The sequence below is a fragment of the Clostridium sp. 1001283B150225_161107_B6 genome, from assembly GCF_015556325.1.
Lineage (GTDB): Bacteria > Bacillota > Clostridia > Lachnospirales > Lachnospiraceae > Enterocloster.
In genome coordinates, this window is sequence record NZ_JADNMD010000016.1 from 85,151 (window position 1) to 98,038 (window position 12,888).

General features: G+C 53.1%; 12 protein-coding genes. 11 read left to right on the plus strand and 1 reads right to left on the minus strand.

What is annotated here, in order from left to right; all coding sequences use genetic code 11:
* Window positions 1-26 precede the first annotated feature (26 nt).
* The 11 genes from I2H39_RS25970 to I2H39_RS26020 all read left to right on the plus strand — a co-directional run bounded on the left by I2H39_RS25970 (window position 27) and on the right by I2H39_RS26020 (window position 11,366).
* Entirely contained in the window at window positions 27-1,142 is a 1,116-nt protein-coding gene (locus I2H39_RS25970) for a M20 family metallopeptidase (RefSeq protein ID WP_138308868.1), read from the plus strand.
* A gap of 27 nt (window positions 1,143-1,169) precedes the next feature.
* The gene (locus I2H39_RS25975) at window positions 1,170-1,637 is read left to right on the plus strand and encodes a RidA family protein (protein WP_330640857.1); all 468 of its coding nucleotides are present in this window, start codon (window positions 1,170-1,172) and stop codon (window positions 1,635-1,637) included.
* 111 nt (window positions 1,638-1,748) lie between these two features.
* A complete protein-coding gene (locus tag I2H39_RS25980) occupies window positions 1,749-2,693 on the plus strand; it encodes a 2-hydroxyacid dehydrogenase (RefSeq protein ID WP_138308861.1) in 945 nt (314 codons plus the stop codon).
* A gap of 7 nt (window positions 2,694-2,700) precedes the next feature.
* A complete protein-coding gene (locus I2H39_RS25985) occupies window positions 2,701-2,973 on the plus strand; it encodes an acylphosphatase (protein WP_138308858.1) in 273 nt (90 codons plus the stop codon).
* 16 nt (window positions 2,974-2,989) lie between these two features.
* Window positions 2,990-3,829: a YihY/virulence factor BrkB family protein gene (locus I2H39_RS25990; RefSeq protein ID WP_138308856.1), complete on the plus strand. Its 840-nt coding sequence runs from the start codon at window positions 2,990-2,992 to the stop codon at window positions 3,827-3,829.
* Between the two features lie 196 nt (window positions 3,830-4,025).
* Window positions 4,026-5,819, plus strand: coding sequence for an ABC transporter ATP-binding protein (locus I2H39_RS25995; RefSeq protein WP_195627902.1), 1,794 nt, complete (start codon window positions 4,026-4,028; stop codon window positions 5,817-5,819).
* Complete coding sequence (locus tag I2H39_RS26000; RefSeq protein ID WP_138308851.1) at window positions 5,809-7,578, plus strand: ABC transporter ATP-binding protein; 1,770 nt, start codon at window positions 5,809-5,811, stop codon at window positions 7,576-7,578. The genes I2H39_RS25995 and I2H39_RS26000 overlap by 11 nt, the downstream gene beginning before the upstream one ends.
* A gap of 26 nt (window positions 7,579-7,604) precedes the next feature.
* The gene (locus I2H39_RS26005) at window positions 7,605-8,519 is read left to right on the plus strand and encodes a YitT family protein (RefSeq protein WP_138308849.1); all 915 of its coding nucleotides are present in this window, start codon (window positions 7,605-7,607) and stop codon (window positions 8,517-8,519) included.
* Between the two features lie 131 nt (window positions 8,520-8,650).
* On the plus strand, window positions 8,651-9,988 hold the full coding sequence (locus I2H39_RS26010; RefSeq protein WP_138308846.1) for a hemolysin family protein: 1,338 nt from the start codon (window positions 8,651-8,653) through the stop codon (window positions 9,986-9,988).
* A 33-nt stretch (window positions 9,989-10,021) separates the two neighbouring features.
* The gene (locus I2H39_RS26015) at window positions 10,022-11,170 is read left to right on the plus strand and encodes a sodium ion-translocating decarboxylase subunit beta (RefSeq protein WP_138308844.1); all 1,149 of its coding nucleotides are present in this window, start codon (window positions 10,022-10,024) and stop codon (window positions 11,168-11,170) included.
* A 55-nt stretch (window positions 11,171-11,225) separates the two neighbouring features.
* Entirely contained in the window at window positions 11,226-11,366 is a 141-nt protein-coding gene (locus tag I2H39_RS26020; RefSeq protein ID WP_171042620.1) for a hypothetical protein, read from the plus strand.
* Between the two features lie 43 nt (window positions 11,367-11,409).
* On the opposite strand, the gene I2H39_RS26025 is transcribed toward I2H39_RS26020, so the two are convergent.
* The gene (locus tag I2H39_RS26025) at window positions 11,410-12,873 is read right to left on the minus strand and encodes an alanine/glycine:cation symporter family protein (RefSeq protein ID WP_138308842.1); all 1,464 of its coding nucleotides are present in this window, start codon (window positions 12,871-12,873) and stop codon (window positions 11,410-11,412) included.
* Window positions 12,874-12,888: the final 15 nt, after the last annotated feature.

The following is a 12,888-nucleotide window of genomic DNA, read 5'->3' on the forward strand; positions in this document are numbered from 1 at the left end:
AAAGCATTAAGACAAGGAGGCATTTTGTGGATTGCATAGAACTTTTAAGGGAGCTGATTGGCTTTGACACCGTCAATCCTCCTGGAAATGAAAAACCCGCGGCCCAGTACCTGGCCGGAATCCTTAAACCTCTGGGTTTCCGGTGCGAAGTACAGGATTTAGGCGGCAGCAGGGCAAACCTGATTGCTGTCCTGGGGGATGGGGAAGGACCGGAACTTATGTTCAACGGACATCTGGACGTGGTGCCGGCCGTGGGAGAGTGGGACGGCAGTCCCTTTTCCATGGTAGAAAAGGAAGGCAGGCTGTATGGCAGGGGAACCAGCGACATGAAAGGCGGTATCGCTGCCATGTGTGAAGCCGCCATGGACTGCGCCGCCAGGAAAGAACCCATGAAGGGCTGTCTGAAGCTTCTGTTTGTGGCGGATGAGGAGTGTTCCAATCTGGGTACCTTAAGCTATCTCAGGACCCATGCCGGAGGCAGCTACGCCGTCATAGGCGAGCCCACGAATCTGGAGGTGGCGGTTGCCCACAGAGGTGTGTCCAGGGATTACATTGATGTGAAAGGAGCGCCCAGACACGCGGCCCTTCCGGAACAGGAGGATGATGCTGTGACCAGGGCATGCAGGGCGGTTCAGGCAGTCCGGGATATGAATCAGGAATTAAAACAGATTGTCCATCCGGTTCTTCCGCCCCCCGGAATTGCTGTCACTATGATGGAAGGGTATGAAAAGGACAATGTGGTGCCGGGAAATGTCCGGCTGCTTCTGGATTTCAGGATTCACCCGGGCATGGATTATGAACAGGCGGGACAGTTCCTGGACAATGGGTTTAAACGGGCCGGGCTTGACTGCTGCCAAAGGACGCCGCATTTCTATATGCCGGGAGGTGAAACCAGTCCGGATGACTGGTTTGTGAAGCTGTGCCTTAAGGAACGGGAAAAACTTCTGGGAATCAAATCATTCCCCCGGCCCTTTGACGCATCCTGCGAGCAGTGCTTTCTGGTGGAACAGGGAATCAAGACCGTCATCTGCGGTCCGGGGGATATTGCCCAGGCCCATACGGTGGGGGAATTTACCTGGGAAAAGCAGGTGAGGGATGCCGTGAGTCTGTATAAGGGCATCATTAATAAGGTTTTATATTAAATTACATATAATTAAGGAGAGATGGAAATGAGAGACGTATATGAGGTTTTAAAGGAAAAAGGAATCACCTTACCGCAGCCGCCGGCCAAGGGCGGTGTTTATACACCGGTACAGGAGCTGGGCGATAAATTTCTTTACTGCTCAGGCTGCGGTCCGGACCTGGGAAACGGAAACACGGTAGTGGGCAAGCTGGGAAAGGACCTGGCGGTTGAGGACGGGCAGAAAGCAGCTTATAACTGTATGCTGAACCTGCTGGCAAACTTACATGAAAAGACCGGGGATTTGAACCGGATTAAACGATTCGTGAAGGTACTGGCTTTTGTAAACAGTGCGGATGACTTCGGCATGCAGCCCCAGGTGGTGAACGGCGGCTCCGGCCTGATTGCAGAGCTGTTCGGTGAGGAAGCAGGACTTCCCGCCCGTTCCGCCATTGGAACCAATGCGCTGCCGGGCGGAATCGCGTGTGAGATAGAGGTTCTGGTGGAATTGGAATAACAGCGGAAATCTTATGTATTGTAAAAGCCCGTTCCCTGCTATATAATGGATAGCATAAAAAGTCAGGACACCCCTGCGGGGAGCTGACAACAGGATACGGAGGAAAATACAATGAAAATGGTAATCATCGAGCCGCTGGGCGTGGAAGAGGGAAAGCTGCTGTCCATGGCAAGGGAAGCTCTGGGAGACAGGGTGGAGATTGTGTACCACAACACAAAGACAACGGACACAGCGGAGCTGATAGAGCGCGGAAAGGATGCTGACATTATCGTGGTATCCAATCTGCCCCTGAATGCCCAGGTCATAGAAGGGTGCCGGAACTTAAAGCTTCTGGCTGTGGCGTTTACAGGCGTGGACCACATTGCCATGGATGTATGCAGGAAGAACGGTGTCACGGTCTGCAACTGCGCCGGTTATTCCACCTGCGCCGTGGCGGATTTGGTGTTCGGCATGCTAATCAGCCTGTACAGGAATGTGATACCCTGCGACAAGGTATGCCGTGAGGAAGGCACCAAGGACGGTCTGGTGGGATTTGAGCTGGAGGGTAAGAAGTTCGGCGTGGTTGGAACCGGGGCCATCGGCCTTCGGGTGGCAGCCATAGCCCAGGCCTTCGGATGCCAGGTGCTGGCTTACAGCAGGACAGCCAAGGACGTGCCGGGAATCCGCTATGTGGATTTGGAGACATTATTGTCTGAATGCGACGTGGTTTCCATCCACACCCCTCTCACTGAGGAGACCAGGGCGCTGATAAATGAGGAGCGCATCGGACGGATGAAGAAAAACGCAGTGTTAATCAACACGGCCAGAGGGCCTGTGGTTGACAGCGATGCCCTGGCCAAGGCGTTGAAGGAAGGCCGTATTGCAGGCGCCTGCATTGACGTGTTTGAAAACGAGCCGCCGGTCAGGAAGGACCATCCGCTGCTTTTGGCGCCCAATACCATCGTGACGCCCCATGTGGCCTTTGCCACCAGGGAGGCCCTGGTAAAACGTGCTGTTATTGTGTTTGACAATGTGGTACAATATCTGGATGGAACCCCCAGAAATGTAATCGGGTAACAGATGTATGAAAAAGGTCAGAAAACATATCATATTTTCCGGCAGGGTGCAGGGGGTGGGCTTCAGGTACACCGCCTGCTACCTGGCGCGTCCGCTGGGACTTACCGGGTGGGTGAAGAATCTTTGGAACGGCGATGTGGAGATGGAGGTCCAGGGAGACCCGCTGGCAATGGGCAGATTCTTAAGGAATCTGGAGCAGGGAAGGTTCATACACATTGAACATATGGAAGCAGAAGACATTCCGGTGATTGAAGAGGGCAGTTTCAGGGAACTATATTAACAGCAGTGGAGGTTTTATGTTTGGAATAATCGTGGCGGGAAAAAGGGTATATGATAAATTTGCTGAGGATGAGATGACGGTCTATGCGGCCCAGGTCTCCTTTTTTATCATACTCTCCGTTGTACCGTTCATCATGCTGCTGCTGACAGCAATCCAGATGATTCCAAGCATCAGCAATGCCAGGTTTATGGAGCTGATTGTGGGCCTGGTGCCGGTGGACTACAAGTCCCTGGCGTTCCGGGTGGTAAATGACCTGTCCTTAAAATCCCCTGCAACCATGATTTCCGTCACAGCCATCACGGCCCTGTGGTCCGCGGGACGCGGCATGTTCAGCGTGGCCAGAGGGCTTAACCGGGTAAACGGACACGGGGAAAAACGCTGGTATGTGATTAACCGGCTGATTTGCTCGGGCTACACCATTGTGTTCATCCTGGTGTGCATCCTGTCCCTGGGCCTGCTGGTGTTCGGCAACATGATTCAGGCATTTATGGTGAGCCGTTTTCCCATCCTGGCGGACGTGACCACCCACATTATTAATTTCAGGGCCTTATGGGCGCTGATGATACTGATTATATTTTTCCTTGGAATTTATACCTTTGTGCCGGATAAGAGGCTGAAGCTCAGGGACCAGCTTCCGGGAGCCGTGTTCTCCACCGTGGGATGGATGGCCTTTTCCTTTGCCTTTTCCCTGTACTTCAGCCATATCGGGGGAAAGAATTACTCCTATATGTACGGAAGCCTGACTGCCATTGTGCTGCTGCTTCTGTGGCTCTATTTCTGCATGTGCATCCTGTTTTTCGGGGCGGAAATCAATTATTTCTGGAAGGAGCTGTTTCCCGGGGAAACAGCGGAGTGATTGGCCTGTGCCTGTCCTTTGGATAGGGGACAGGCTGTTTTTGTCCTTTGGATAAAACCTGCGGACGGTACCTCCTATTCGTTAAACGTATATTATATATACAAAAACAATATTTTATATATGGTTGATTCTATGTTATAATACCAGGCAGTGTGAAAAAATACAATGGATTCCGGCAGAGGAGTGAAAGACAATTATGAAACGATTGTTCAGCTATATGAAGGACTACAAGTTAGAGAGCATACTGGGCCCGCTGTTTAAGATGCTGGAGGCCAGCTTTGAGCTGTTCGTGCCGCTGGTGGTGGCCCGCATGGTGGACGTGGGCATCCGGGGCAGGGACACCGGATACATTCTTAAAATGGGGGGCGTGCTGGTGCTGCTGGCCCTCATTGGACTGACCTGTTCCCTGACAGCCCAGTATTTTGCTGCAAAGGCAGCTACGGGAGCAGCCACCTCCCTGCGCAATGACCTGTTTTCCCATATAGGAAGATTGTCTTATACAGAGATAGACACAGTGGGCACGGCCACGCTTATCACAAGGATGACCAGCGACATAAACCAGGTGCAGAGCGGTATCAACATGACGCTGCGCCTGCTGCTGCGCTCGCCCTTTGTGGTGTTCGGCGCCATGGTCATGGCTTTTACCGTGGATGTGCGCTCGGCCTTTGTTTTTGTGGTCACCATACCGGTGCTCTGCGTGGTGGTGTTCGGTATTATGGCGGTCAGCATGCCTCTCTATAAATCCGTACAGAGGCAGCTGGACAAGGTGCTGCTGACCACCAGGGAAAACCTGCTGGGCGTACGTGTCATCCGCGCTTTTAACAGGCAGAAAAGCGAGACAGAGAAATTTGACCGGGAAAACGGAAACCTGGTCAGGATGCAGGTGTTTGTGGGAAAGATATCAGCCCTGTTAAACCCGGTGACCTATGTCATCATAAATATTGCTGTGGTGGCAGTTATCTGGGTGGGAGCGGAACAGGTGGACAGAGGGATTATCACCCAGGGCAAGGTGATTGCCCTGGTGAATTACATGTCCCAGATTCTGGTGGAGCTTATAAAGATGGCGAACCTGATTATCATTATTTCCAAGGCCACTGCCTGCATGAACCGGGTGGACAGTATATTCCGGGTGGAGAGCAGCATTGAGGATAAGGGGAAAATGGATGGAACGGAAACCGTAAACGCCGGGTCCCGTGAGGACGGGATGTCTGCAGATGGGGAGCGCGGGCCGCGGATTCCAAAGGTGGAATTTAAAGATATGGAATTCGTGTATGCAGGCGCCAAGGAGCCGGCTTTAAAGGGTATTTCCTTCCGGGCCATGGCCGGGCAGACCATAGGCGTCATAGGCGGAACCGGCTCCGGCAAATCCACCCTGGTGAACCTGATTCCCAGGTTTTACGATGCAGCCCCAGGGCAGGTGCTGGTGGACGGAACAGATGTAAAGGATTATTCCCTGGACACGCTGAGAGAGAAGACGGGAGTGGTCCCGCAGAAGTCCGTGCTGTTTAAGGGTACCCTCCGCGACAACATGCGCTGGGGAAAACAGGATGCATCGGATGAGGAAATCTACCAGGCCCTGGATACGGCCCAGGCCCGGGAATTTGTGGATTCAAAGGGAGAGGGGCTGGACCTTCACATTGACCAGGGAGGCCGTAATCTCTCAGGCGGACAGCGCCAGAGGCTGGCCATAGCCAGGGCCCTGGTGAGAAAGCCGGAAATCCTGATTATGGACGACAGCGCCTCGGCCCTGGATTTTGCCACGGACGCCAGGCTGAGAAAGGCCATCCGGGAGAATACCAGGGATATGACGGTATTCATTGTATCCCAGCGGGCAACTACCATTAAGGGGGCGGACACCATCCTGGTGCTGGATGAGGGACATCTGGCAGGCGCGGGCACCCATAAGGAGCTTCTTAAGGACTGCCAGGTATACAGGGAAATTTGTCTTTCCCAGCTTTCAAAGGAGGAGGTGGAACGGGATGAGCAGTAAAAAACAGGCATTGGACAAAAACAGGAGCAGGGAGACCCTGAAGCGAATCCTGAAATATATCAGCCAGTACAGGTGGAGCGTTATCTTTTCCCTGTTCCTGGCCCTCGTCACCGTGGCCCTTACCCTTTACGTGCCCATTCTGACAGGCCAGGCCGTGGACCGTATTGTCTCGTCCGGCCATGTGGATTTCGCCGGTTTAAAGGGCATTCTCATGAAAATACTGGGAGCTGTGGCCATTACCTCTGTCTCCCAGTGGCTTATGAACCATATCAACAACATCATCACCTACCGGGTGGTGAAGGATATCCGTACCAGGGCTTTCAACCATCTGGAGGTAATGCCCTTAAGCTATATCGATGTCCATCCTTCAGGTGACATCATAAGCCGGATTATAGCGGACATAGACCAGTTTTCAGAGGGACTTCTCATGGGCTTTACCCAGCTGTTCACAGGCTTGCTGACCATAGCAGGCACCCTGCTGTTCATGCTTTCCATCCAGCCTGCCATCACGGCAGTGGTTGTGGTGCTGACTCCCATCTCCCTGTTTGTGGCCAGCTTCATCGCAAAAAAAACCTTTGTCATGTTCCGGAAACAGTCTGAGACAAGGGGAGAGCTGACCTCCCTGACCGATGAGATGTTAGGCAATATGAAGGTGGTCCAGGCTTTTGGCCATCAGGAGGAGGCGCAGAAGGAGTTTGAGGAAATCAATGACCGTCTGGCCGGATACAGCCTGAGAGCCACCTTTTTTTCATCCATCACCAACCCGGCCACTCGGTTTGTAAACAGCCTGGTCTATGCTGCGGTGGGGATTACAGGCGCCTACGGGGCCATCCGGGGATTTATCACCGTGGGACAGCTGACCAGCTTCTTAAGCTATGCAAACCAGTACACAAAGCCCTTTAATGAGATATCGGGGGTGGTGACAGAGCTGCAGAATGCCCTTGCGTCCGCTGCCCGCGTGTTTGAACTGATTGATGAGAGGACCATCATAGAGGACAGGGAGGATGCAGAGGTGCTCTGTGACGTAAAGGGCGGCGTGGAGCTTAAGCAGGTGTGCTTTTCCTATACGCCTGAGAAAAAGCTGATTGAGGATTTCAACCTGTCGGTACAGCCCGGCCAGCGGGTGGCCATCGTAGGGCCTACGGGCTGCGGCAAGACCACCATTATCAATCTGCTGATGCGTTTTTACGATGTGGACTCCGGCGCAATTGAGGTGGAGGGGACCGACATACGGAATGTAACAAGGGAGAGCCTGAGGACCAGCTACGGCATGGTGCTTCAGGATACCTGGCTGAAATCCGGCACTATCCGGGACAATATAGCCTACGGACATCCGGAGGCTTCTGAGGAGGAAATCATCCAGGCAGCCAGACAGGCCCATGCCCACGGATTCATCATGCGGATGCCGGACGGATACGGCACCGTCATCAGCGAGGACGGAGGAAACCTGTCCCAGGGACAGAAACAGCTGCTCTGCATTGCCAGGGTCATGCTGTGTCTTCCTCCCATGCTTATACTGGATGAGGCCACATCCTCCATTGACACCAGGACTGAAATCAAAGTCCAGAAAGCCTTTGCGCGGATGATGGAGGGCAGGACCAGCTTTATTGTGGCCCACCGGCTGTCCACCATCCGGGAGGCGGATGTGATTCTGGTCATGCGGGACGGCCGGATTGTGGAAAAGGGCAGGCATGAGGAGCTTTTGGGAATGAACGGTTTTTACGCGGATATTTACAATGCCCAGTTTGTCAGAGGATAAAGGGCGCAGGAAAAGGGGGCGGACATATGGGAGACGGACAGATGATGTCTGAATTGTATCAGGAGAATATGAAGCAGCAGAACAAAAACAGGAAGAGGAAGGACGCGGCGGCCTTTCTCTGCATCCTGTTGGGAAGCCTGATTGTAGCTGTCAATATGAATACTTTTGTGGAACAGGGAGAGCTGGTGCCGGGAGGATTTACCGGCCTGGCCAAGCTGATTCAGAGAATCGGCCTTACCTTTTACGATGTCCAGATATCATTTACCCTTCTGAACGTCCTTTTTAACGCGGTGCCGGCCGTGTTCGCCTACCGCTTGGTGGGAAAGAAATTTACAATTCTGTCCTGCATCTGCCTGCTGACCGTGTCGGTGCTGGTGGATGAGCTGCCGGTGGTTCCCATCACAGGGGACATCCTGCTGATATCTGTATTCGGCGGTATACTGAACGGCCTGGGCATGAGCCTGGTCCTTAACAGCAGGGCCTGCGGAGGCGGAACGGATTTTATCGCCATGTCGCTGTCGGCAAAATACAAGGTTTCCACCTTCAATTACATGCTGTTATTCAGCGCAGTTATTATCCTGATATCGGGAAGAATTTTTGGAATGGATAAGGCATTGTATTCCATTATTTTCCAGTTCTGCAACACCCAGGTCATCAACACCTTTTACAAGAAATATAAGAAAAAAACATTGCTCATTGTAACAGATAACCCGGCGGCCGTGTCCGCTGACCTGCTGGAGCTGACCAATCACAGCAGCACGATTTTAAAGGGCTTTGGCTCCTATTCAGCCAACAAGAAATACCTGATTTATACCGTGCTTTCGGACAGCGACGTGAGGAAGATGAAGAAACGGATACGGGAGCAGTATCCGGATACGTTCGTGAATGTCATTAATTCCAGCGACGTGGTGGGAAATTTCTACATACAGCCCCTGGATTGATTCCCCTGGGAGCTGTCCTGCTCCCAGCCATTCATCTTAATGGAATCTTTAGCTGACATTTTGCCAATCTTTATGTATAATAGTCCTTGAAACAAATCAATCTATGTAATATGAAGGAGGAATCATTCACCATGGAATCTGACCCTGAAGCGGCCAATATTTTATTCCAAATCACAATCTTAGTCATCCTGACATTAATCAATGCATTCTTTGCAGGCTCCGAGATGGCAGTGGTATCTGTCAATAAGAACAAAATCCACCGCCTGTCCGAGCAGGGCAGCAAAAACGCAGCGCTCATCGAGCGCCTGATGAAGGACTCAACGGTATTTCTTTCCACCATCCAGGTGGCCATTACCCTGGCAGGCTTTTTCTCCAGTGCGTCTGCGGCTACCGGTATCGCCCAGGTGCTGGCGGTGCGGATGGCCCAGCGGAACGTGCCCTACAGCCAGACCCTGGCAGGCGTTGTGGTGACCGTTATCCTGGCCTATTTCAACCTTGTGTTCGGCGAGCTGGTGCCCAAACGGATTGCCCTGCAGAAAGCAGAGGCCTTCAGCCTGTTCTGCGTACGTCCCATTTACTATATATCGCGTATTATGAATCCCTTTATAAAGCTGCTTTCCCTGTCCACCAGCGGCTTCCTGAAGCTGATTGGCATGCACAATGAGAACCTGGAGACAGATGTGTCCGAGGAGGAAATTAAGTCCATGCTGGAAACCGGAAGCGAGGCAGGCGTGTTCAATGACATTGAGAAGGAGATGATTACATCCATATTTTCCTTTGACGATAAGCGGGCCAAGGAAGTGATGGTGCCCAGACAGGACATGGTGGCCCTGGACATAGGTGAGCCCCTGGAGGCGTTCCTGGATGAGATTCTGGAATCCATGCACTCCAAGATTCCTGTGTACGAAGGTGAGATTGACAATATCATAGGCATCCTGTCCACCAAGACACTGACCATAGAGGCCAGGAGGACTTCCTTTGATAAACTGGATGTCCGTTCCCTTTTAAAGCCGGCCTATTTTGTGCCTGAGAACCGCAGGACAGACGCCCTGTTCCGGGAGATGCAGGCAAATAAAATAAAACTGGCGATTCTGATTGACGAATACGGCGGCGTGTCCGGCATGGTTACCCTGGAGGACCTGATTGAGGAAATCGTGGGAGATATCCATGACGACTATGAGGAGGAGGAGCCGGAGCTTACGGAGCTGGAACCCCATAAGGTTTACCGGGTGTCAGGCGGCATTCCCCTGTTTGATTTAAAAGAAGAAATGCATCTGCATATGGACAGTTCCTGCGATACCCTGTCCGGATACTTAATGGAGCAGCTGGGATATATACCGTCCCGGGAACAGCTTCCCCTGACAGTTATGACACCGGAAGCTGATTATGAGATATTGGAAATGGAAGACAGGGTTATCCAGTGGGTGAAGCTGACCCTTAAGGAGACGAAAAAGGAACCGGAAGAGTGATGTACAGGGTATGATACAAAGGAGGGAAAGTAAATGAGTTTTCTGTTGGAGGGCATTACGGCGGTAACCTGGCAGCAGGCCGTCATGTATGTGGTGGGAATCATCCTTATCTGGCTGGCGGTTAAGAAGGAATACGAACCTTCGCTTCTTCTGCCCCTGGGCTTTGGCGCTATACTGGTGAACCTGCCTTATTCCGGCGTGGTGGACCAGATGGTACAGGGAAAGATTCCTGCGGCCGGAATCATAGAATGGCTGTTCAAGACCGGAATCGAGGCGTCGGAGGCAATGCCAATCCTGCTTTTTATCGGAATTGGCGCAATGATTGATTTTGGACCGCTGCTGAGCCAGCCAGTACTGTTCCTTTTCGGGGCAGCGGCCCAGTTTGGAATCTTTGCAGCCATCCTCATTGCATGTCTTATGGGCTTTGACCTGAGGGACGCTGCCTCCATCGGCATCATCGGCGCGGCGGACGGACCCACCTCCATCCTGGTATCCCAGGTCCTGGGGTCCAGGTACATCGGCCCCATAGCGGTGGCGGCCTACTCCTATATGGCCCTGGTTCCCATTATCCAGCCCTTTGCCATCCGCCTGGTGACCACCAGGAAGGAGCGCTGCATCCATATGGAGTACAATCCCAAGAGCGTGAACCGGCAGCTGCGCATTGCTTTTCCCATTGCAGTGACCATGATAGTGGGGCTTATATCGCCTCAGTCCGTGGCTCTGGTAGGTTTCCTCATGTTTGGGAATTTACTTCGGGAATGCGGCGTCCTGGGCAGTCTGAGCCAGACAGCCCAGAATGAATTTGCCAACATCATCACCCTGCTTCTGGGCATTACCATTTCATTCAGCATGAGGGCGGAGCAGTTTGTGAATCCGGCCACTCTGATGATTATGATTCTGGGACTGGTGGCCTTTGTATTCGATACCATCGGCGGCGTGCTCTTTGCAAAGCTGGTAAATGTATTCCTTAAAATGGCAGGTAAGAAACCGGTGAATCCAATGATTGGGGGCTGCGGCATATCCGCCTTCCCCATGTCTTCCAGGGTGGTGCAGAAGATGGCTGCCAGGGAGGAACCGGGCAACATCATACTGATGCAGGCAGCGGGCACCAATGTATCGGGCCAGGTGGCATCGGTCATTGCAGGCGGACTGGTCATCAGCATTGTATCCCAGTATCTGTAGGACAAGGGAGGCAGGTGCAGACAGGCTCTGCGCATTGCGGCAAAGGAGGAAGCATATGAATATGGAACATGTGGGAATTGCCCTGGAAATCATGGGAAAAGGCATGGGCGGAATCTTTGCTGCCATTATCATCATCATGGCGGCGGTGATGGTGCTGGGCAGCATAACCAAGGACCATAAGGATGACAGCGAATAAACAGGAACGGGAGCACTGGCAATCAGCGTGCTCCCGTTTCTGTTTATTGTTTGAAAAAGGGAAGGACTCCCTGGTCGCTGACCAGGGGAATCGGGGTTTTATCCTTTTCATCCAGGTGCGCCAGGTAATATCTGGTGTCTCTGGCAATCACACCGGACAGAAGCAGGACTGCAATCAGGTTGGGAACAGCCATCAGCGCATTGAGGGTGTCGGCAATGGACCACACCAGCTCCAGCTGAATGACCGGGGCAGCCACCAGCACTGCAATCCATGCCACACGATAGGGGATTACACCCCGCTTGCCCATCAGATATTCCAGGCAGCGCTCGCCGTAGTAAGACCAGCCCAGAATGGTGGAATAGGCAAAGGTAATGATGCCCACGATGAGTATGGGCTGCCCGATGTATGGAATCAGGCTGAAGGCTGCGTTGGTCAGCCCGCCGCCGGACAGGTTGGCCACATTTATGGCATCATGGCCAATGATGCTGCTGACCAGTACCAGTCCGGTCATGAGACACACCACAACCGTATCCCAGAAGGTGCCGGTGGCAGATACCAGAGCCTGGCGCACCGGGTTGCGGGTCTGGGCGGCAGCGGCCACAATGGGAGCGGAACCCATGCCGGATTCATTGGAAAAGAGACCTCTGGCAATTCCGTACCTGGCTGACATCATGATGCCGGTCCCGGCCAGGCCGCCGGCAATGGAACGGACCTCTGTGAAGGCGCTCTTAATGATAAGGGAGAAGGTCTGGCCCAGGAAGGCGCGGTTGATGAACAGAATCACAAGGCAGCCCGCCACGTAGAAAAAGGCCATGAAGGGAACCAGCTTTTCACATACCCTGGCAATGGATTTTACGCCCCCGAAAATTACCAGACAGGTGATAGCTGCCGTGACAAGACCCACTGCCAGGCTGATGGCCCAGGGGTATGTATCCAGAATATCCTTAAGGCTTCCGGAGCCGGCCATGACGGCAGGGGCAACATTGCTGTTTACAATGCTGGATATGGCATTGACCTGCACGCCGCATCCTATGCCGAAGGATGTAAGGGTTCCAAGGACTGCGAAAGCAATGCCCAGCCACCGCATGTTAAGACCGCGTTCCAGAGCATACATGGCGCCTCCCAGCATGGTTCCGTCCTTGGTGCGCACCCTGTACTTTACTGCAATCAGGGATTCGCCGTACTTGGTGGCGATGCCGAATACGCCTGTGAGCCAGCACCAGAGCACGGCGCCCGGTCCTCCCAGGGCTATGGCCGTACCCACGCCTATGATATTTCCTGTGCCGATGGTGGAGGCCAGGGCGGTGGTGAGGGCCGCAAACTGGCTGATATCACCGTGGGTATCCTGGTCCCTGGTGACGGACAGGCGGATACCCGTAAAGGTCATGCGCTGGATGAATCCTGTTTTGAAGGTGAGGAAGAGATGGGTTCCGAAGAGAAGGCCAATCATGGGAATGCCCCAGAGGCAGTTATTGATGCCTTCCACGATACTGCTTACCAGTTCCATAATGATACCTCATTT

What these genes read in the sequence shown, in the direction of transcription:
- I2H39_RS25975 (WP_330640857.1), top strand. Translation starts at nt 1,170, where the DNA reads ATGAGAGACGTATATGAGGTTTTAAAGGAAAAAGGAATCACCTTACCG.
- I2H39_RS25980 (WP_138308861.1), top strand. Translation starts at nt 1,749, where the DNA reads ATGAAAATGGTAATCATCGAGCCGCTGGGCGTGGAAGAGGGAAAGCTG.
- I2H39_RS25985 (WP_138308858.1), top strand. Translation starts at nt 2,701, where the DNA reads ATGAAAAAGGTCAGAAAACATATCATATTTTCCGGCAGGGTGCAGGGG.
- I2H39_RS25990 (WP_138308856.1), top strand. Translation starts at nt 2,990, where the DNA reads ATGTTTGGAATAATCGTGGCGGGAAAAAGGGTATATGATAAATTTGCT.
- I2H39_RS25995 (WP_195627902.1), top strand. Translation starts at nt 4,026, where the DNA reads ATGAAACGATTGTTCAGCTATATGAAGGACTACAAGTTAGAGAGCATA.
- I2H39_RS26000 (WP_138308851.1), top strand. Translation starts at nt 5,809, where the DNA reads ATGAGCAGTAAAAAACAGGCATTGGACAAAAACAGGAGCAGGGAGACC.
- I2H39_RS26005 (WP_138308849.1), top strand. Translation starts at nt 7,605, where the DNA reads ATGGGAGACGGACAGATGATGTCTGAATTGTATCAGGAGAATATGAAG.
- I2H39_RS26010 (WP_138308846.1), top strand. Translation starts at nt 8,651, where the DNA reads ATGGAATCTGACCCTGAAGCGGCCAATATTTTATTCCAAATCACAATC.
- I2H39_RS26015 (WP_138308844.1), top strand. Translation starts at nt 10,022, where the DNA reads ATGAGTTTTCTGTTGGAGGGCATTACGGCGGTAACCTGGCAGCAGGCC.
- I2H39_RS26020 (WP_171042620.1), top strand. Translation starts at nt 11,226, where the DNA reads ATGAATATGGAACATGTGGGAATTGCCCTGGAAATCATGGGAAAAGGC.
- I2H39_RS26025 (WP_138308842.1), bottom strand. Translation starts at nt 12,873, where the DNA reads ATGGAACTGGTAAGCAGTATCGTGGAAGGCATCAATAACTGCCTCTGG.